Source organism: Nonomuraea sp. NPDC001636 (genome assembly GCF_040298265.1).
Classification (GTDB): domain Bacteria; phylum Actinomycetota; class Actinomycetes; order Streptosporangiales; family Streptosporangiaceae; genus Nonomuraea.
Genome location: NZ_JBEOZT010000023.1, coordinates 186568 through 205382 on the forward strand (window position 1 = coordinate 186568; position 18815 = coordinate 205382).

The window sequence follows — 18815 nt, forward strand, 5'->3', positions numbered from 1 at the left end:
GCAGCCTCCCTCAAAGGTGGAGCGGACGGTACGTACGGGGCCCGTAGAGGTCGTCGAGCAGGTCGTCGAGCTCGCGCAGCAGCTCCCACGCGTCGGACGGCGGGCGCAGCAGGCAGCCGCGGACGAAGGCGCGCATCCGGCGCGGGCACTCGCCCATCAGGTGGTCGACGCACCGGGTCAGGGCGGCGATGTCGGCGCGTTCGTCGAGCCGGTCGCCGTGGCACCAGTCGACCAGCACGAGCCCGTGGTCGAGCGGATGGACGAGGACGTGGCGGGGGAGCACGGCGCCGTGCGCGACGCCGGCCCGGTGGGCGAGCCCGGCGGCCACGAGCAGCCGCCGCCAGATCCAGGCCACGTCGCGCGGGTCGAGGCCGGTGCCGGCGCGGTCGAGGGTGACGAACCCGGCGGGCGCCCGGCTGACCACGTTCGCCTGCCGGACCACCTCGCCGGCGCGGTAGCGGAAGCTCGCGACGAGGCGGGGGACGTACGGCAGGAAGCGCGGGTCGCCGTCGGCCGCGATCTTCCGCAGCGCGGCGGCCTCGCGGACCAGCAGCCGGTCGGCGGCCGGATCGCGGGCCACCTTGAGCAGCGAGTCGCGCTCGGCGCCGCGCCCGGCCGGGTAGAGCACGGCGGTGCCGCCCTTGTGCAGCGGCGGCCCGACCAGGAAGTCGCCGACCCGCTGACCGCGGTGGTAGGTCTCCCAGAGCGCGACCAGCCGCTTGAACGCCTCCTCCCCGCCCGGCGCGAGGTCGGGATGCAGCGCCCTGGCCAGCCGCCGGTAGACGCGGGCCGCGGACCCGCCGGCGAAGAGCTCCTGGGCCGATCGCGCCCCCATGACGATCGCCGCCGCCTGCTCGGTGTTCACCGCACCTCCTCCTCGCGCGCGGGCCGCAGCAGCGCGGGGTGGAGCAGCCGGGCGTCGCCCGCGCGGTAGAGCTTGGCCCGCGGCCCGCCCCTGGGGCCGCCGGTCTCGGTCGTCTGGCCGGTGCTCTCGACGAACCCGGGGACGGACAGGACCTTGCGGTGGAAGTTGCCCGCGTGCAGCGGCGTGCCCCACACGGTCTCGTAGATCAGCCGCAGCTCGGAGACGGTGAACTCGGGGCCGGCGAAGGCCGTGGCCAGCGGCGTGTACTCCAGCTTCGACCGGGCCCGCTCGACGCCGTCGGCCAGGATGCGGGCGTGGTCGAAGGCGAGCGGCGGCACGTCGTCGACCGGGTGCCAGACGGCCGCGGCGGCGTCCGTGCCGGGCCGGGGGTCGGGCAGGTCGGGGGCGAAGGCGAGGTAGGAGATCGACACCACCCGCATGCGGGGGTCGCGGCCGGGGCCGCCGTAGCTGGCCAGTTGCTCGATGTGCGCCGGGCGGGTGGCCACGCCGGTCTCCTCGGCCAGCTCGCGCACCGCCGCCTCGGCCAGGTCCTCGTCCGGCTTGATGAAGCCGCCGGGCAGGGCCCAGCGGCCCGCGTACGGCTCCACGCCGCGCTCGACGATCAGGACGTGCAGCCGCCGGTCGCGGATGGTCAGCGCCACCACGTCGACGGTGACCGCGACCGGCGCGTAGAGCCGGGGGTTGTAGCCGGCCAGGAACTCTTCCATCCCCAAGTCCTTCTCGGTTCGAGTCAATCTCGATCTGAGAATAACTCCGCCGACGGGCGGGTGTCGATAGGGTTGGCGCATGATCCGTCACATTGTGCTGTTCACCTGGGCCGACGACGCCACCGACGAGCAGAAGGCCGCGGTCGCGACCGAGCTGCGCAAGCTGCCGGGCGAGATCCCGCAGCTACGGGCGTACACGGTGGGGCCCGACGCCGGCATCACCCCGGGCAACCACGAGTTCGCCGTGGTCGCCGACCTCGACAGCGTGGACGACTTCGTGATCTACCGCGACCATCCCCGGCACCAGGCCGTGATCGCGCAGTACATCAAGCCGATCCTGGCGACGCGCGCCGCCGTGCAGCTCAGCCTCTAGAACTCGGGCGGGTGGTTCTCGCGGTGCATCAGCCGGTCCTCGGAGGTGCGCCCGCGCCGGGGCGCGAGCACGATGCTGAGCACGACGCCGACACCTCCGACGATCATGAAGATGACGCCGACGACGTCCATGTGCACGCTCTGGCCGAACACGTCGGGTTCGATGGCGAACCGCAGGATGGCGCCGAGCGTGAGGAAGAAGATGCTGACCCCGACACCCATGACGACCTCCAGGCAAAGGCGAGATGTGCCCACGGTCATACCCGGGTATCGGTGACCACACCCCCGCCGCGTCAGGCGAGACAGGACAGTGGCCGCCCGCCGTTGTAGGCGATCATGTCCTGGACGGCCGCGCCGACGTCGATCGGCGCGCTCGGCGGGCGGCCGTCCAGCTCGGCGTAGGCCCGGTGGAGATTGCCCACGATCCGTTCGGGGTCGAGCAGCGCGCCCCACTCGCCGAGGTCGGTCTCCCGCGCCGCCTCCAGGGGCGTCCGGCCCGCCGCGTGGCCCCGCCGGGCGGTCTCCTGGACGAACCGCAGGTAGCCCTCGACCCGGTCGTAGACCTCCGGCCCGCACACCTCGCCGTGCCCGGGGACGATCGTCTCCGCGCCCAGCGCCCTGAGCGTGTCCAGGGCGGCGATCGTCCCGGCCACCGAGCCCATCAGGACGAACGGCGTGCCGCCGTTGAAGACCAGGTCGCCGGAGAACAGCACCCGCCGCTCCGGGATCCAGACGATCGAGTCGTTGGTCGTGTGCGCGGCCGGCCCGACGTGCCGCACCTCGCAGCGCAGGTCGTCGGAGTGGAGGGTGACCCCCTCGGTGTACGTCAGGAACGGCGGCGCGACCTCCATCGCCCCCCACACCACCTCCGGCGACCAGGCCCCCCGGTACGCCGGGACCCCGTCGGCCAGGATCTGGGCGCGTACGCCCTCGTGCCCGACGATCGTGGCCTCGGGGAACAGCCAGTTGCCGAAGGTGTGGTCGCCGTGGTGGTGGGTGTTGACCAGCGTGGTGATCGGCCTGCCGCTGACCTTGCCGACGGCCGCCCGCAGGTCGCGGGTGCGGCGCTCGGTCGAGCAGGCGTCCACGCAGATCACGCCGCGCCGCCCGGCCAGGAAGCCGGTGTTGTTGATCCACCAGCTCCCGTCGGGCTGGACGTAGGCGTAGACGCCCTCGGAGACCTCTTCGACGCGCGGCGGGGGCAGGGGGTGGTCATGAGGTGAAGAGCTCATGCCCGGAACCTAACAGCGACGCCCGCCCCCGGACGGGAGGCGGGCGTCGCAGGCGGGGACTCAGAAGGCCTCTTCGGGAAGCTCCATGAGGTCCTGGCCGGTGGCGGCGAGGACGCGCCGCTCGGCCGCCAGCCTGGGCAGCACGGTCGTGGCGAAGAACGACGCCGCGGCCACCTTGCCCTGGTAGAACGGGTCCTCCGACTCCGCCAGCCGGGCCAGGGCCACCTCGGCCTGGCGCAGCAGCAGCCAGCCGATCACCAGGTCGCCCAGCGAGAGCAGGAACCGGGTGCTGTTCAGGCCGACCTTGTAGACCTCCGCCGGCTTCTCCAGCGAGCCGAGCGCCCAGCCGGCCATGGTGTCGCCCATGACCTTGACGTCGGCGGCGGCCTCGGCGAGCAGCTTGCGCTCCTCCTTGAGCCGGCCGTTGCCCGCCTCGGAGGCGGCGAACTCGCTGATCTCGGCGAGCAGCGCGCCCACCGCGGCGCCCTGGTTGCGCAGGATCTTCCGGAAGAACAGGTCGAGGCCCTGGATCGCGGTGGTGCCCTCGTACAGGGAGTCGATCTTGGCGTCGCGGATGTACTGCTCGATCGGGTAGTCCTGCAGGTAGCCCGAGCCGCCCAGGGTCTGCAGCGAGCGGGCCAGCAGCTCGTACGAGCGCTCCGAGCCGACGCCCTTGACCAGGGGCAGCAGCAGGTCGTTCATGGCCTCCGCGTGCCGGTCCGCCGGGTCGATCAGGAGGGCGTCCTGGAAGGTGGCCGTGTAGAGGACCAGTGCGCGCATGCCCTCGGCGTACGCCTTCTGCAGCATCAGCTCGCGGCGCACGTCCGGGTGGTGGGTGATGGTCACCCGGGGGGCGGACTTGTCGGCCATCTTGGTCAGGTCCGCGCCCTGGTAGCGGGACTTGGCGTAGTCGAGGGCGTTCAGGTAGCCGGTGGAGAGCGTGGCGATGGCCTTGGTGCCGACCATCATGCGGGCGTGCTCGATCACCATGAACATCTGCTTGATGCCCTCGTGCACGTCGCCGACCAGCCAGCCGATCGCCGGGTGCTTGTCGCCGAAGGTGAGCTCGCAGGTCGTGGAGACCTTCAGGCCCATCTTCTTCTCGACGTTGGTGACGTAGGCGCCGTTGCGCTCGCCCAGCTCGCCGGTCTCCAGGTCCACGTGGAACTTGGGCACCAGGAACATCGACAGGCCCTTGGTGCCCGGACCGTGGCCCTCGGGACGGGCCAGGACCAGGTGGAAGATGTTGTCGGCCATGTCGTGCTCGGCGCTGGTGATGAAGCGCTTGACGCCCTCGATGTGCCAGGTGCCGTCGGGCTGCTGGACCGCCCTGGCCCGGCCGGCGCCGACGTCCGAGCCCGCGTCCGGCTCGGTGAGCACCATGGTGGCGCCCCAGTTCTTCTCGATGGCCAGCTCGGCGAAGCGCTTCTGCTCCGGCGTGCCCAGCTTCCACAGGGTGTAGGCGAAGTTGGGGCCGGCGGCGTACATGTACAGGGCCGGGTTGGCGCCGAGCACCATCTCGGCCGTCGCCCAGGCGAGGCTGCGCGGGATGCCGGGGCCGCCCAGCTCGGCGGGCAGGTCGAGGTGCGCCCAGCCGCCGTCCACCAGCGCCTTGTACGACTTCTTGACGCCGTCCGGGACGGTCACCGTGCTCGTCGCGGGGTCGAACACCGGCGGGGTGCGGTCGCCCTCCTCGAAGGAGTCGGCGAGCACGCCGGTCGCCAGCCTGTTGACCTCGTCCAGGATGCTCCGCGCGACGTCCTCGTCCACTTCGCCGAAGGGCCCGGTGCCGAGGATCTCGCGTCGACCGAACACCTCGAAGAGGTTGAATTCCAGGTCACGCACGTTGCTCTTGTAGTGGCCCATGGGTGCAGATCTCCTTGAACCGAGGTCTTCATGTACTGGCCAGTAACCTTACCTGCAATGCTACCCGCGGGTAACCCCGCCCATGCGTGGCATGCTCGACTCCATGGACGCCGAAGAACTCGCCACAAGATGGCGGGAGCGACTGGAATCCTGGGCCATCCCCGAGGAGATCCTGGCCAAGGCTCCGGCCGATCCGTGGAGCCACTCGCCGGCCCGGTTCGCCACGCGGACCGACCGGGCGCTGGCCGAGCCCGACGACGGCCCGACCATGACCCGGCTCGCCGAGGCGCTGCCCGACAAGGGCACGCTGCTCGACGTCGGCTCGGGCCCCGGCGCCGCGTCGCTGCCGCTGCGCGAGCGCATCGGCCACCTCTACGCGGTCGACACGTCCGCGCCCATGCTGGAGGGCCTGAAGGTCCGGGCGATGGACCTCGGCGTGCCCGCCACCACCGTCGAGGGGCGCTGGCCGGACGTGGCCGACCAGGTGCCGGTGGCCGACGTGTCCGTCGCCGCGCACGTGGTCTACAACGTGCCCGACCTGGCGGAGTTCCTCCAGGCGCTCGACCGCCGCACCCGCGGCCGGGTGGTGCTCGAACTGCCCCACCGCCATCCCATGAGCTGGATGACGCCGCTCTGGCAGCACTTCCACGGCGTCGACCGCCCGGTCCGGCCCATCGCGGAAGACTGCGTGGCCCTGGCCGCGGCGCTGGGCTTCCCCGTGCGCGTGGAGGAGCGGGAGGCGCCCCTGGAACGTTTCACGACCGTCGAGGAGCTGGCCGAGAGCGCCTGCCGCCGGGTGTGCCTCGACCCGTCCAGAGTGGAGGAGGTGGCCGAGACCGCCGTCGAGCTGGGCATGTGGCCGGTGCCGCGTGACCGGTGGGTCACCGTCTGGTGGGAATGATCCGTTTCGCTGAGCCGTTGTACGGATTGAGCTGACCGCTCCCGGACGAGACGCGCCGTACCCGGACACGCCAAGACGACGCACGTACCTGTACGTCTCGTCCTCAGGAGTACTGATCATGGCGTGGATCCTCATCGTGCTGGCCGGCCTGTTCGAGGTGGCCATGGCACTGTCGCTCAAGCTCAGCAACGGCCTCAGCAACCTGTGGTGGACCCTGTCCTTCCTGGCCACGGCCGCCCTCAGCTTCGGCCTGCTCGCCTACGCGCTCAAGTCCCTGGAGGTCGGCACCGCGTACGCCGTGTGGACCGGCATCGGGGCCGTCGGCACCGCGATCCTCGGCATGGTCGCCATGGGCGACAACGTCTCGCCGCTGCGCCTGGCCTCGATCGCGCTCATCCTGGCCGGTGTCGTGGGGCTCAATCTGGCTGGTGGACACTAGTGCGATGATTGAGATCCATGCCATCACCATCGACGCCGCCGACCCCTACGAGATCGCGAACTGGTGGAGCCAGGCGACCGGGTGGCCGCTGGCCGAGGGTGACAAGCCGGGCGCCGACGAGGTGATGCTGCGCACGCCGCAGGACCCGTTCCTGCTGTTCATCCGCGTGCCCGAGGGCAAGACCGGCAAGAACCGGGTGCATTTCGACGTCAACGGCACCGAGGGCCGTACGCGTGACGAGGAGGTCGAGCGGCTGCTCGGCCTCGGCGCGACCGTCTTCCAGGACCAGCGCAGGCCCGACGGCACGGGCTGGGTGACCATGCTCGACCCCGAGGGCAACGAGTTCTGCGTGTGCCGGAGCGAGGCGGAGAAGGCCTTGCCGGAATGATGTTCTGTCGGTGAAGCTGGCCCCATGAGCGTGAGGGCCGTCGTCTGCACCGAATACGGCAAGCCGGTCCGGCTGGCCGAGCTGCCCGATCCCGTCCCCGGTCCTGACCAGGTGGTCGTCGAGGTCGAGGCGGCCGGCGTCAACTTCGTGGACGGGCTGATGGTGCGCGGCGGCTACCAGATCAGGCCACCGCTGCCCTTCACCCCCGGCTACGAGGTGGCCGGGCGGTTGCCCGACGGCGGCAGAGTCGTGGCGATCACCGGGCTGGGCGGCTTCGCCACCCGGGTGCTGGTGCACAGGGCGCAGGCCGTACCGCTGCCCGAGGGTTTCGACGTGTTCGCGGCGGCGGCGTTCCCGCAGAGTTACTGCACCGCCATGTACGCGCTCGGCGAGCGCGGCCGGCTGCTGCCCGGCGAGCGGGTGCTCGTGCTCGGGGCGGGCGGCGGTGTGGGGCTGGCCGTGGTCCAGGTCGCCAAGGCGCTCGGCGCCGTCGTGCTGGCGGCGGCGTCCACCGGCGAGAAGAGGGAGCGCGCCCGGCGGGCGGGAGCCGACGACGTGATCGGCTACGACGGGCTGAAGGAAGCGGCCAGGGCGTGGGCCGTGGACGTGGCCGTCGACCCGGTCGGCGGCGAGCTGTCCGAGCAGGCCCTTCGCGGGTTGCGCGAGGGCGGGCGGCTCCTGGTCGTCGGATTCGCCTCGGGCGGAATCGCGAGGCTGCCGGCCAACCAGGTGCTGCTGCGTAACCGGGCCGTGGTGGGCGTCGACTGGGGCGCGTGGTCCATGGGCCACGCCGCGGAGAACCGGGCCATGCTCGAAGGTCTGCTGGCGATGCCGGGCATCGTCCCGGCGGCGCCGGAGGTCAGGCCGCTGGCGGAGGCGGGCCGGGCCATGGACGACCTGCTGGAGCGGCGGGTCACTGGGAAGATCGTGCTCGTCCCTTCATCGTGAGGGTCAGGATCGCGGCGATCAGGTAGACCAGCGCGCCGTGCCACATCGCCTGCACGGCCGAGCCGAACACGCCCTCGTCGTCGAGCACGAGCTGCACCGGGTAGTCGAGCACCGCCGTGATCGCGGCGGGCAGGAGCGCGAACTTCCACGGGTGCCGCAGCGACCAGAGCCGGGCCTGGCGGGTGACGCGGTCGCCCTCGTGCGGCTTGGCGACCGCGCCGATCGCGGCGATCAGCGCGAACAGGCTGATGCCGAGGCCCAGGGCCCAGACCAGGTCACCGCCGCCGGTGACCAGGCCCATCCCGAAGCTGGCGGCCGACACCACGACGCCGCCGACGGCGGCGGTCTTCCAAGGGGCGCCCCGCAGGGCCGCCGCGGACAGTGAGACCTCATCGCGTCTACTGATTTCGTTCATGTCCTCATGGTGCCGCCGCGGGCCCCCATGAGGCATCGGGGACGGACCCTGACCTGTCCCTGACATGATTCCCATATGACGGAAATCGCCATTGTGCAGCTGGGGCCGGACGAAGGGGATCGACTGAGGGACGTCCGGCTGCGGGCGCTGCAGGAGTCACCGGACGCGTTCGGCTCCTCCTACGCGCGGGAAGTCGCGTTCTCCGCCGACGACTGGGCCGAGCGGCTGAAGAACCCGCACTCGCGGTGGTGGGTGGCCGAGGACGACGGCCTGGGCGATGTCGGCCTGGTGTGCATGCTCCTGGAGGAGTCCGGCGCCCACCTGCTGTCCATGTGGGTCGCCCCCGAGGCCAGGGGACGCGGGCTCGCCTCCCGGCTGGTCGACCGGTCCGTCGAGTGGGCCCGTTCGGCCGGGGCCGAGCAGGTGCAGCTCTGGGCCGTCGACGGCAACCACGCCGCCCGCGCGCTCTACGCGGCCAAGGGCTTCGTGCGCAGCGGCAAGGTCATGGCCCTGCCCTCCAACCCGTCCCTGATGGAGTCCCATTACGTGCTGTCCCTGCTGTTCCGCCAGGCGCGCAGGGAGGACGTCCCGGCCATCGTCCGGCTGCTGGCCGACGACCCGCTCGGCGCCGCCCGCGAGGGAGCCCCCGACGACACCCGCTACCTGATGGCCTTCGACCGCATCGAGGCCAACCCGCACGACGAGCTGATCGTGGCCGAGCGGGAGGGCGAGGTGGTCGGCACGATGCAGCTCACGTACCTGGCCGGGCTGTCGCGGCTGGGCTCCGAGCGGTGCCAGATCGAGGGCGTCAGGGTGGCCGCCTCGACGCGCGGCCAGGGGCTCGGCGGCAAGATGATCCAGTGGGCCGTCGACCGGGCGCGGGCCAGGGGGTGCGCCGTCGTGCAGCTCACCTCCGACAAGTCGCGCACCGACGCCCACCGCTTCTACGACGCGCTCGGCTTCACCGCCTCCCACGAGGGCTACAAGCTCTCACTCGGCTGATCCGGCGTCGGCGAGCTGGGTCAGCATCCAGCGGCACCACTCGGCCCGGTGCCGCTCGTAGCTCAGCCCGCAGCGCAGCGTCGCGTAGCCGCCGAACCCGGGGTCGCCGAAGGCCGGCCGCCCGCCGAACGACGCCTCCTGCCGCTCGTAGTCGGCCAGCCGCTCCTCGTGCGCGGCGAGCTGGTCGGCGAACAGCCGCCGCAGCAGCTCCGGCTCGGCCAGCCACGCCGCGTACGTCTTCAGCACCAGCTCGTCGCGCTCCGGCCGCTCGCGCGGCGGCTCGGTGACCCATGCCCGCAGCGCCGCCAGGCCCTCGGCGGTCAGGTGGTAGACCTTCTTGGCCTGCGGTCCGGGCCCGTGCGCGCTCTCGAACCCGACCAGCCCGGCGGCCCGCAGCTTCTGCAGCTCGGCGTGGATCTGGCTGTGGCCGGCCGTCCAGAAGTAGCCGACCGGCCGCCGCATGGCCGCCGCGAGGTCGTAACCGGTGCGATCGCCGCGCGCCAGCACGGCCAGGATCGCGTATCCGAGCGTTGAGGTCATGGTGGGCCCAAGGATATGGTGCTTGCGACACTATGTCAGTTCAGACATAGTCAGGAGAAGGGCGCGGCGGCCATGCGAAAGATCGTCGGATGGATGGCACTCCTCACCATGGGGCTGACCGGCTGCGGGGGCGCGGTCGGCACCGGCACCACCGCCGTCCGCACGACGGCCGCCGAGTCCCCCGCCCCCGCCCCCGTCGGCGTGACGACCCCAGCCACGAGCGCGCCCGCGAGCGCGCCGCCCACCGGCCCCAACGTCTCGGGCTGCTTCACCGAGCAGGACGGCAAGATCTTCACCCACGTCCGCGGCCTGCCCGGCGTGATCACCGGCGACGGCCCGGTGGGCGTGGTGATCAGCTACGAGCGCCGCGGCACCGTGTGCTCCTGGCGCCCGCTGTCGGACCGCCTGGTCGCCGCCGGCTACCGCGTCCTGCTGTACGCCAGGGACGCCGGCCTGCTCCCCGAGGACGGCGCGGTCGCCATGGGCAAGCGCCTGGCCAAGGAGAAGGGCGTCGAGCGGCTGTTCCTGGTCGGCGGCTCGATCGGCGCCACGGCCTCGGTCCCGGCGGCCGAGCGGCTGGGCGCCAAGGTGGCCGGCGTCGTCGCCCTGTCAGGCGAGATCGACGAGGGCGACGCCGCCGCGCTCACCGTGCCGCTGCTGCAGATCGGCTCCGAGCACGACTCCTACGGCGGCGCCGAATCGATGCGCGCGGCCGAGGCCGCCGCGATCAAGTCCCCAGACAATCAGGTGCTGGTCATCCCCGGCGAGTCGCTGCACGCCTCGGCCCTGTTCGGCAGCCCGCACGCCGCCAAGGTGCTCGACACGGTCGTGGCGTTCATGGACCGGCACAAGGGCTGACCTTCACCAGGTCATGGACCGGCACAAGGGCTGATCTCGACCAGGTTGTCGTGGAAGGCCGGGCCCCGGCCCATGTCGCCGTCCCGCTCGGCCACGACCGCGTTCGCGTTCGCGCCGCCCGGGGTCAGCTTCGGCCACCGGCCCTTGGGCGAGGCCACCACGCCGGGCGCGACCCGGTCGCTGATCTCCACGTCGGCCAGGAACTCGCCGCCGTCGTTGTGCACCCGTACGCGCTGCCCGGCCACCAGCCCCCGGGCCGCCGCGTCGGCCGGGTTCACCAGCACGGCCGGCCCCTTGGCCCGCCGCCGCAGCTCCGGATTGTTGGCGAAGATCGTGTTCAGGAACGTGTGCGAGGCCGGCGTGACCAGCGTCAGCGGGTACGCCGACCGGTCGGCGACCGCCGTGTGCGAGGGCACGTACGCCTTCCCCGTGGGCGGGAAGCGCAGCCGACCGGAAGGCGTCGGGAAGCCCTCGGCGAACGGCGCGAACGGCTTGGGGTAGTTCATCCGTACCCACCCCTCCTTGCGCAGCCGGTCCAGCGTGACGCCTTCGAGCGACGGGTGCCCGCCCGACAGCAACGACTCGGCCAGCTCCAGGTCGGAGTCGTACAGGGACGGCTCGGTCAGCCCCATGTGCGCGGCCAGCCGGCGGAAGGTCTCGGTGGTGGACAGGCACTCGCCGGGCGGCGGCACGGCGGGCTCGTTCCACAGCAGGTACATGTGGCCGTAGCCGGCGTGCAGGTCCATGTGCTCGGTCTGCATGGTCGCGGGCAGCACGATGTCGGCGTAGTCCACGGTGTCGGTCGGGAACTGCTCCATGACGACCGTGAACAGGTCCTCGCGGGCGAGCTGCCGCCTGATCGTGTTGGCGTCGGGGGTCGAGCCGAGCGGGTTGGCGGCGTGCACCCACAGACATTTGACGTCGTCGAGCTGGGAGCCGAGCTTGGTCATGACCAGCGTGCGCACCGGCTTGGCCAGCAGGTCGTCGCGGGTGTCGACGGTCACGTGCACGTGGCCGCTCGTCGAGTACGCCACGCCGCCGCCCGGATGCCGCCAGTCGCCGGTCACGCCGGGGATCGCGGCGATCGTGCGCATCGCGGCGCCGCCGCCGGCGTGCCGCTGGATGCCCATGGTGGCGCGGATCGCGGTCGGCCGGGTGTGGGCCAGGCGCATCCCCAGGCTGTGGACGTCCTCGGCCGGGATGCCGGTGATCTCCGCCACCCGCTCCACCGGATACTCCAGGATCTCCTCGCGGAAGTCCGCCCAGCCCTCGGTGTGCTCGGCCAGGAACTCCTCGTCCTCGGCGTTCTCCGCGAGCACGACGTTGAGCAGCCCGAGCGCGAGCGCGGCGTCCGTGCCCGGCCTGATCGCCAGGTGCTGGTCGGCCTGGTCGGCGGTCCTGGTGCGGATGGGGTCGATGGCGACCACGTACGCGCCGTCCGCGTGGGCGTCCTGGATGAACTTCCACAGGTGGTGGCCGCTGGTCAGCGTGTTCGTGCCCCAGAGCAGGATCAGCCTGGCCTGGGCGAAGTTCTCCGGGTCCATGCCGCCGGCGGTGCCGTTGGCCTTCATCAGCCCGCTGCTGCCGGCCGCCGAGCAGATGTTCAGCCAGTGCTTGGACGCCCCCAGCACGTTCCAGAACCGGCGGCCCGCCACGCCCTCGCACCCCTGGAGGTAACCCAGCGACCCGGTGCCCAGGTACGGCCAGATCGCCTCGCCGCCGTGCTCGTCCACGATGGCGCGCAGCCGGGTCGAGATCTCGTCGAGCGCCTCGTCCCAGGTGATGCGCTCGAACTGCCCCGACCCCTTCGGCCCGGTGCGCCGCATCGGGTACAGGATGCGGTCGTCCGCCTGCGTGTGCTCCAGGTACCGGTTGACCTTCACGCACAGCGCGCCGCGGGTGTAGGGGTGGTCGGGGTTGCCGCGCATCTTGACGGCCTGCCCGTCCCGTACGGTCACGACCCAGGAGCAGGTGTCCGGGCAGTCAAGCGGACATGCCCCCAAAACCCTCAAATCACCCGACATGCGCACAGCCTACGTCGAGAGGCCCGCGCCCGCCCTCCCGCGACACCGCCGAGCCGACCTCGTGAAAGAAGTCAAAGGTGAACGGTTGGAGTTCCACCGTGTACCCTGCCTCGCGCAGCCTGGCCACGGCGTACTCGGCCGACGCGTCGTGACCGGGCCGCCCGGCCGCGCGGTTCCACCCGTGGGCGCCGGGCGTCGGGGGCGACGAGGGCCGGCACCGGCATCGCGGGAGTGAACCTGCCCGACACGCCGGCAGGTCAATGCCGGCCGGGTCCTCACCCGGTGCGCGCGCCGGAGCGGCGAACGAGGACACTGGAGAACAGAGATCGTACGGTCCGGCCGGGAAGGTGCAGAATCACTGTCGGTGGCCGAAATCAGGGAACGAGACGATGACACGGAGGACCTCGCGGAGGGGGATCCAGCCGTGGCCGAGCCACGCGCCGACGGCGGCGTCTACGTAGTCGAGCCGCTCCTTCCCCAGCGGCTGCGGCGGCCGTCCGACCTGCTGCGCTTCTTCGCGACGCTGGCGGTGCTCGCGGCGGTGATCCTGCTCGCCCTCGTCGCCAAGCAGACACTCAACGGCCTGGAGCAGGACGTCAAGGTCGGCGCCGAGATGGTCCCGCTGCTCAGCCGGGTCGCGGCCTTCATCGGCAGTGCGGCCGTGCTGATCGTGCCCGCCGCGTTCGCCGTCGAGCGGGTCTTCCACCGCGACGGCCTGCGCGTCGCCGAAGGGCTGATCGCGGCCATCATCGGCATGGCCGGATCGTTCCTGCTCGGCCAGTGGATCGAGGCCAGCAGCCTGACCGACCTGCGCATCCTGCTCACCGGCGACCGCGCGATCGAGCCGCTGAACACCCTGCTCACCTCGGTGATCGCCTACACCACCGCGGTGCGCATCGCCCGCCGCCCCACGTGGCGCATGCTCATGTGGACCTCGATCGCCCTCTACATCCTCACCTACTTCTCCGGCAGGCAGATCACCCTGCCCAGCGCCATCGTGACCGTCCTGGTCGGCATGGCCATCGGCTACGCCACCCTCTACGGCGTCGGCAGCCCCAACACCCGCCCGCCCGGCAGCGCCGTGGTCGCCGCGCTGCGCAAGCTGTCCTTCTCGCCCGTCTCCGCCCGCCGCATCGAGGACGACCACCAGGGCAGCCGCCGCTACGCCATCGGCCTCAAGGACGGCACCGGCCTCGACGTCACCGTCCTCGACCGCGACCGCCAGGTGGCCGGGCTGCCGTACCGGCTGTGGCGGCGCATCAGGCTCAACTCCGAGACCAGGCGCCGGGCCATCCGCTCGCTCCGGGCCGAGCTGGAACGCGAGGCCCTGATGGCGTACGCGGCCCAGGCGGCGGGCGCCAGCACGCCGCGCCTGCTCGGCACCAGCGAGATCGGCACCGAGGCCGCCCTGCTCGCCTACGAGCACATCGAGACCCGCCCCCTCGACGAGGTGCCCGACGCCGAGATCGACGACGCCCTGCTCGCCCAGATCTGGGAGCAGGTCGAGCTGCTGCAGATCCAGCGGCTCGCGCACCGGCGGCTCATCGGCGACAGCATCCACCTCGACCGCGCCGGCCGGGTCGTGCTGACCGACGCCCGCAGCGGCGAGATCGCCGCCGGCGACCTGCTGCTCCGGCTCGACATCGCCCAGCTCCTCACCTACCTGGCGCTGCGCGTCGGCGCCGAGCGCTCGGTCCGGGCCGCCGCCGCCGTGATGGGCCCCGACGCTCTCGCCGCCGCCATGCCGCTGCTCCAACGCATCGCCCTGACCAGGGAGACCCGCTCGGCCCTGTCCAAGGCCAAGAACGTGCTCACGAGCCTGCGCGACCACATCGTCGCCCTCAAGCCCCAGGGCAAGGTCGAAGAGGTACGCCTGGAGCGCTTCCGTCCGCGCACCCTGATCACGATCATCGCCAGCACGGTCGCCGCCTACGTCGTGCTGTCCCAGCTCAGCAAGGTCGATCTCTACAAGGTGGTGACCACGGCCAACTGGGGGTGGTCCGGCCTGGCGCTGATCGCCTCGTTCACCAGCTTCGTCGCCGCCGCACTCATGCTGCGCGGGTTCGTCCCGGAACGCCTGCCGCTGTGGCGTACCGTCCTGGTGCAGTTCGCGTCGTCGTTCGTCAAGCTGGTCGCGCCCGCCGCGGTCGGCGGCGTCGCGATCAACACCCGCTACCTGCAGAAGCGCGGCATCGCGCCGGCGCTCGCGGTGGCCAGCGTGGGCGCCTCGCAGCTCATCATGCTGGTCTTCCACATCGCCCTGCTGCTGCTGTTCGCCTACATCACCGGCTCCGACGCCGCCACCTCCTTCACCCCCTCGCGCGGCCTGGTCGTGGCGATGCTCGCCATCGCGCTGCTGGTCGCGGTGGTGCTCGGCGTGCCGCCGCTGCGCAGGATGGTCACCGTGCGGATGCGCAGGCTGTTCTCGAACGTGCTGCCCCGCCTGCTCGACGTGCTGCAGTCGCCGGCCAAGATGATCGAGGCCGCCTTCGGCACGCTCATGATCACGATCGCCTTCGTGGCCTGCCTCGACGCCTGCGTCGCGGCGTTCGGCGGTCAGCTGAGCTTCACCGCCGTCGCCGTCGTCTACCTCACGGCCAACGCCATCGGCTCGGCCGCCCCCACGCCGGGCGGCCTCGGCGCCGTCGAGTACGCGCTCACCCTCGGCCTGGTCGCGGCCGGCCTGGAATGGGACCTGGCGGCCTCGGCCGTGCTGCTGCACCGGCTGCTCACGTTCTGGCTGCCGGTGCTGCCGGGCTGGGCCGCCTTCACCTACCTCCAGCGGCACGAGGCCCTGTGAACCGCCCCCGGGCGGTACAGGACCCCGTGCGCCGCGGGTGATCAGCGGGCCGACGTGACCGGCTCGGTGACCTTGTCGATCGCCGCCAGCTCGCTCTCGGTGAACACCGGGCCGTCCACGCACGCCACGTTGTCCTCCAGCTGCCGGACGCTGCTCGCCCCGATCAGCACGCTCGTCACCCGCGGGTCGCGCAGCGTCCAGGACAGCGCCATCTGGGCCAGCGTCTGACCCCGGCCCCTGGCGATCTCGTTGAGGTCGCGGGCCAGGTCCCGGTCGATCTGCTCGGCGCTCAGGAACCGGCTCGTCGCCGCCCGCGAGCCCTCCGGCACGCCCTCCAGGTAACGGTCGGTGAGCAGCCCCTGCGCCAGCGGCGAGTACACGATGCAGCCCATGCCCGCCTCCTCCAGCACGTCGAGCAGCCCGTCGTCCTCGATCCACCGGTTGATCATCGAGTACGACGGCTGGTGGATGAGCAGCGGCGTGCCCAGCTCGCGCATGATCCGCGCGGCCTGCGCGGTCTGCTCGGCCGAGTAGTTGGAGACGCCGGCGTAGAGCGCCTTGCCCGAGCGCACCGCCCGGTCCAGCGCCCCCATCGTCTCCTCCAGCGGCGTCTCCGGGTCCGGACGGTGGCTGTAGAACACGTCCACGTACTCCAGGCCCATGCGCGCGAGCGACTGGTCGAGGCTGGCCAGCACGTACTTGCGCGACCCCCACTCCCCGTACGGCCCCGGCCACATGTCGTACCCGGCCTTGGTCGAGATGACCAGCTCGTCCCGGTACGCCGCGAAGTCCTCCCGCAGGATCCGCCCGAAGTTCCGCTCCGCCGACCCGTACGGCACGCCGTAGTTGTTGGCCAGGTCGAAATGCGTCACCCCGAGGTCGAACGCGCGCCGCAGCACCGCCCGCGAGTTCTCGATCGGCCGGTCGTCGCCGAAGTTGTGCCACAACCCCAGCGACACCGCCGGCAACCTCAGCCCGCTGCGCCCGCTGCGGTTGTACGGCTGACGCTCGTAACGCCGCTCATCGGCCACGAAGCTCACGCCGTCCCCCTCTCGATGATCCAGGACAGCGCGAACGCCTCCTCGCGCCAGGCGTCGTACCGGCCGCTGCGCCCGCCGTGCCCCGCGCCCATCTCCGTCTTGAGCAGGAACGGCCCGCCGGACGCGGTCGCCCGCAGCCGCGCGATCCACTTGGCCGGCTCGTGGTAGAGCACCCGCGTGTCGTTCAGGCTGGTGATCGCCAGAATCGGCGGGTACACCCTGCCGTCCACGTTCTCGTACGGCGAATAGCTCTTCATGTACGCGTAGACGTCCGGGTTGTGCAGCGGGTCGCCCCACTCGTCCCACTCGATCACCGTCAGCGGCAACGACGGGTCGAGGATCGTGTTGAGCGCGTCCACGAACGGCACCTCGGCCACCACACCCGCGAACTCCTCGGGAGCCAGGTTCGTCACCGCGCCCATCAGCAGCCCGCCCGCCGAGCCGCCGCGCGCGACGATCCGCCCGCTCCAGCCGCCCGCCTTGAGATGCCGGGCCGCCGCCACGAAGTCGGTGAACGTGTTCCGCTTCCTGGTCAGCTTGCCGTCCTCGTACCAGTGACGGCCCATCTCGCCGCCGCCCCTGACGTGCGCGACGGCGAAGACGAACCCGCGGTCGAGCAGCGACAGCCGGGGCACCGAGAACCCGGGGTCGATCGACGTCTCGTAGCTGCCGTAGCCGTAGAGCAGGGTCGGGGCCGGCGTCGTGGTGTCCTTGCGCTTGACGATCGAGATCGGCACCCGCGTGCCGTCCTCGGCCGTCGCCCACTCACGGAACTGCTCGTAGTCGCCCGCGTCGTAGCCGCCCAGCACCGGACGCTGCTTGAGCAGGATCAGCTCGTGCGAGTCCAGCTCGTAGTCGTAGACGCTCGGCGGCGTCACCATGCTCGTGTACGCCAGCCTCAGCCGCGTCGTCGTGAACTCGGGGTTGCCCGCCGGGCCGACGTCGTACAGGGGCTCGGGGAAGTCGATCTCGTACGCGTTCCGCTCGGCGGCCTCGATGCGCTCCCGCCAGCTCGCGCCCGCGGCGCTGTAGGGCAGCACCCGCAGGCCGGTCAGGCCGTCACGGCGGAAGTGCACGACGGCGTGGTCGGAGAAGGCGTCGATCTCCAGCAGCCTGGTGTCCTCGCGGTGCCCGATCAGCGGGGTCCAGGAGCCCGGCTCGTCGATGGGGGCCGTGGCCAGCTCGAAGTTCTCGGCGTTCTCGTTGTGCAGGACGTAGAAGAAGTCGCCCGCGTGCTCGACGCCGTACTCCACGCCGGTCTTCCTGGGCCGGACGACCTGGAACTCGCCGGTGGGGTCGGCGGCGTCGAGGATGCGCACCTCGCTGGTGATCTTGCTGCCCGCGCCCAGCACGAGGTACCGCTCGCTGCGGGTCAGCCCGATGCCCACCCAGTAGCGCTCGTCGGTCTCCTCGTAGACCAGGACGTCCTCTTCCGTCCCGAGGGTGTGCCGGTAGACCTGGTAGGGACGCCAGGCGTCGTCCACCCGCGTGTAGAAGAACGCCGAGCCGTCGGCCGACCAGGCGCCGCCGTAGAAGATGTCCTTGATCTCGTCGGGCAGCACCTCGCCCGTCTCGAGGTTCCTGAACCTCAGCGTGAACCGCTCGTCGCCCTTGTAGTCGGTCGAGTAGGCCAGCATCGTCCCGTCGGGCGTGACGGCGCTGGTGCCGATGGAGAAGAACGCGCTGTCGCCGGCGAGCTCGTTGCCGTCGAGCACGACCTGCTCGCGCTCAAGGCGCTCGCCCGGAGTGATCTGCGGCGGCGCGTCACTGTCGGCCGGCACCCGGCAGGACACCGCGTACTGCTTGCCCTCCTCGGTACGCGTGAAGTACCACCACGCCCCCTTACGGCTCGGCACCGACAGGTCGGTCTCCTGGGTGCGCCCCTTGATCTCCTGGAAGACCTGCTCCTGGAGCTCGGCGAGATGCGCGGTGTGCTCTTTGAGAAACTCGTTCTCCGCCTCCAGGTATGCCGTTGTGTCCGGGTCGTCCTTGTTGCTTAGCCAGGCGTACTCGTCGATGAACGTGTCGCCGTGATGGATGCGCTCAGTCGGTACCTTCTTCGCCACTGGCGGCGTGTTGCTGCTCACGGGGGGAGTCTATGTTCGGCCGTGATCGTTCTGTGGCCGGGAGAGCTGCGGAACGCGTCCCGAGTGGTCGGGAGCGCTGCTAATCTTTAGAAGCCGACGAGGTGCGGCGCAACCCACTCCCTTCACTCCGGTGACTTTGGTGCGTTGCGACGCGTGACGTCGGCAATCCCTTCTGGCTCGCGGGTTTGAAGATCGGTTCGCTAACCGAGCGACAGGCTGGTAAGTTAGAGGGGTTGTCCCGGAAGCGGGGCGCGACTTAATTCCAGCAGGTCGAGCAAGTCCGGTCAATTTGACAGAGACTTGAACGGCT

The 18815-nt window shown here is 71.4% G+C and carries 18 protein-coding genes and 1 riboswitch; of the genes, 8 read left to right on the forward strand and 10 right to left on the reverse strand.

The window, feature by feature from the left end:
- Window positions 1–10: 10 nt before the first annotated feature.
- Both ABT158_RS35425 and ABT158_RS35430 read right to left on the reverse strand, forming a co-directional pair.
- On the reverse strand, window positions 11–865 hold the full coding sequence (locus tag ABT158_RS35425) for a molecular chaperone DnaJ (RefSeq protein ID WP_352361066.1): 855 nt from the start codon (window positions 863–865) through the stop codon (window positions 11–13).
- A complete protein-coding gene (locus ABT158_RS35430) occupies window positions 862–1593 on the reverse strand; it encodes an NUDIX hydrolase (RefSeq protein WP_352320509.1) in 732 nt (243 codons plus the stop codon). Before ABT158_RS35430 ends, ABT158_RS35425 begins: the two co-directional genes overlap by 4 nt.
- Window positions 1594–1672: 79 nt before the next feature.
- On the opposite strand from ABT158_RS35430, the gene ABT158_RS35435 reads away from it, so the two are divergent.
- The gene (locus ABT158_RS35435; protein ID WP_352361068.1) at window positions 1673–1966 is read left to right on the forward strand and encodes a Dabb family protein; all 294 of its coding nucleotides are present in this window, start codon (window positions 1673–1675) and stop codon (window positions 1964–1966) included.
- Here the strand turns inward: ABT158_RS35435 and ABT158_RS35440 are convergent.
- From ABT158_RS35440 to ABT158_RS35450, 3 genes are all read right to left on the reverse strand, one after another.
- Window positions 1963–2187 (reverse strand): hypothetical protein, encoded by a 225-nt coding sequence (locus ABT158_RS35440; RefSeq protein ID WP_352361070.1) that lies wholly within the window; start codon window positions 2185–2187, stop codon window positions 1963–1965. The two genes, ABT158_RS35435 and ABT158_RS35440, sit on opposite strands and share 4 nt — an antisense overlap.
- A 71-nt stretch (window positions 2188–2258) precedes the next feature.
- Window positions 2259–3197, reverse strand: a complete 939-nt coding sequence (locus tag ABT158_RS35445; RefSeq protein ID WP_352361072.1) for an MBL fold metallo-hydrolase — start codon at window positions 3195–3197, stop codon at window positions 2259–2261.
- Window positions 3198–3257: 60 nt separating this feature from the next.
- Window positions 3258–5063, reverse strand: coding sequence for an acyl-CoA dehydrogenase (locus ABT158_RS35450; protein ID WP_352361075.1), 1806 nt, complete (start codon window positions 5061–5063; stop codon window positions 3258–3260).
- Window positions 5064–5166: 103 nt separating this feature from the next.
- Between ABT158_RS35450 and ABT158_RS35455 the strand changes: the two genes are divergently transcribed.
- The 4 genes from ABT158_RS35455 to ABT158_RS35470 all read left to right on the forward strand — a co-directional run bounded on the left by ABT158_RS35455 (window position 5167) and on the right by ABT158_RS35470 (window position 7739).
- The gene (locus tag ABT158_RS35455; RefSeq protein ID WP_352361077.1) at window positions 5167–5964 is read left to right on the forward strand and encodes a class I SAM-dependent methyltransferase; all 798 of its coding nucleotides are present in this window, start codon (window positions 5167–5169) and stop codon (window positions 5962–5964) included.
- 23 nt (window positions 5965–5987) lie between these two features.
- Window positions 5988–6049, forward strand: a riboswitch (guanidine-III (ykkC-III) riboswitch).
- A gap of 33 nt (window positions 6050–6082) precedes the next feature.
- A complete protein-coding gene (locus ABT158_RS35460) occupies window positions 6083–6403 on the forward strand; it encodes a DMT family transporter (RefSeq protein WP_352361079.1) in 321 nt (106 codons plus the stop codon).
- Window positions 6404–6407: 4 nt separating this feature from the next.
- The gene (locus tag ABT158_RS35465; protein ID WP_352361081.1) at window positions 6408–6791 is read left to right on the forward strand and encodes a VOC family protein; all 384 of its coding nucleotides are present in this window, start codon (window positions 6408–6410) and stop codon (window positions 6789–6791) included.
- Window positions 6792–6815: 24 nt separating this feature from the next.
- Window positions 6816–7739, forward strand: a complete 924-nt coding sequence (locus ABT158_RS35470) for a zinc-binding dehydrogenase (protein ID WP_352361083.1) — start codon at window positions 6816–6818, stop codon at window positions 7737–7739.
- Here ABT158_RS35470 and ABT158_RS35475 read toward each other — a convergent pair.
- Window positions 7705–8154, reverse strand: a complete 450-nt coding sequence (locus ABT158_RS35475) for a hypothetical protein (protein WP_352361085.1) — start codon at window positions 8152–8154, stop codon at window positions 7705–7707. The genes ABT158_RS35470 and ABT158_RS35475 overlap by 35 nt on opposite strands.
- Before the next feature lie 75 nt (window positions 8155–8229).
- Between ABT158_RS35475 and ABT158_RS35480 the strand changes: the two genes are divergently transcribed.
- Window positions 8230–9156, forward strand: a complete 927-nt coding sequence (locus tag ABT158_RS35480) for a GNAT family N-acetyltransferase (RefSeq protein ID WP_352361087.1) — start codon at window positions 8230–8232, stop codon at window positions 9154–9156.
- Here the strand turns inward: ABT158_RS35480 and ABT158_RS35485 are convergent.
- On the reverse strand, window positions 9145–9696 hold the full coding sequence (locus ABT158_RS35485; protein ID WP_352361089.1) for a PadR family transcriptional regulator: 552 nt from the start codon (window positions 9694–9696) through the stop codon (window positions 9145–9147). The two genes, ABT158_RS35480 and ABT158_RS35485, sit on opposite strands and share 12 nt — an antisense overlap.
- A gap of 93 nt (window positions 9697–9789) precedes the next feature.
- Between ABT158_RS35485 and ABT158_RS35490 the strand changes: the two genes are divergently transcribed.
- A complete protein-coding gene (locus ABT158_RS35490; RefSeq protein WP_352361091.1) occupies window positions 9790–10554 on the forward strand; it encodes an alpha/beta hydrolase in 765 nt (254 codons plus the stop codon).
- Between the two features lie 11 nt (window positions 10555–10565).
- On the opposite strand, the gene ABT158_RS35495 is transcribed toward ABT158_RS35490, so the two are convergent.
- Window positions 10566–12578 (reverse strand): molybdopterin-containing oxidoreductase family protein, encoded by a 2013-nt coding sequence (locus tag ABT158_RS35495; RefSeq protein WP_352361093.1) that lies wholly within the window; start codon window positions 12576–12578, stop codon window positions 10566–10568.
- A gap of 424 nt (window positions 12579–13002) precedes the next feature.
- On the opposite strand from ABT158_RS35495, the gene ABT158_RS35500 reads away from it, so the two are divergent.
- Window positions 13003–15378 (forward strand): lysylphosphatidylglycerol synthase transmembrane domain-containing protein, encoded by a 2376-nt coding sequence (locus ABT158_RS35500; RefSeq protein WP_352361095.1) that lies wholly within the window; start codon window positions 13003–13005, stop codon window positions 15376–15378.
- A 41-nt stretch (window positions 15379–15419) separates the two neighbouring features.
- Here ABT158_RS35500 and mgrA read toward each other — a convergent pair whose 3' ends face one another.
- Together mgrA and ABT158_RS35510 are read right to left on the reverse strand one after the other, a co-directional pair.
- A complete protein-coding gene (gene mgrA / locus ABT158_RS35505; RefSeq protein WP_352361097.1) occupies window positions 15420–16418 on the reverse strand; it encodes an L-glyceraldehyde 3-phosphate reductase in 999 nt (332 codons plus the stop codon).
- Window positions 16415–18505, reverse strand: a complete 2091-nt coding sequence (locus ABT158_RS35510; RefSeq protein WP_352361099.1) for a S9 family peptidase — start codon at window positions 18503–18505, stop codon at window positions 16415–16417. Before ABT158_RS35510 ends, mgrA begins: the two co-directional genes overlap by 4 nt.
- Between the last annotated feature and the right edge of the window lie 310 nt (window positions 18506–18815).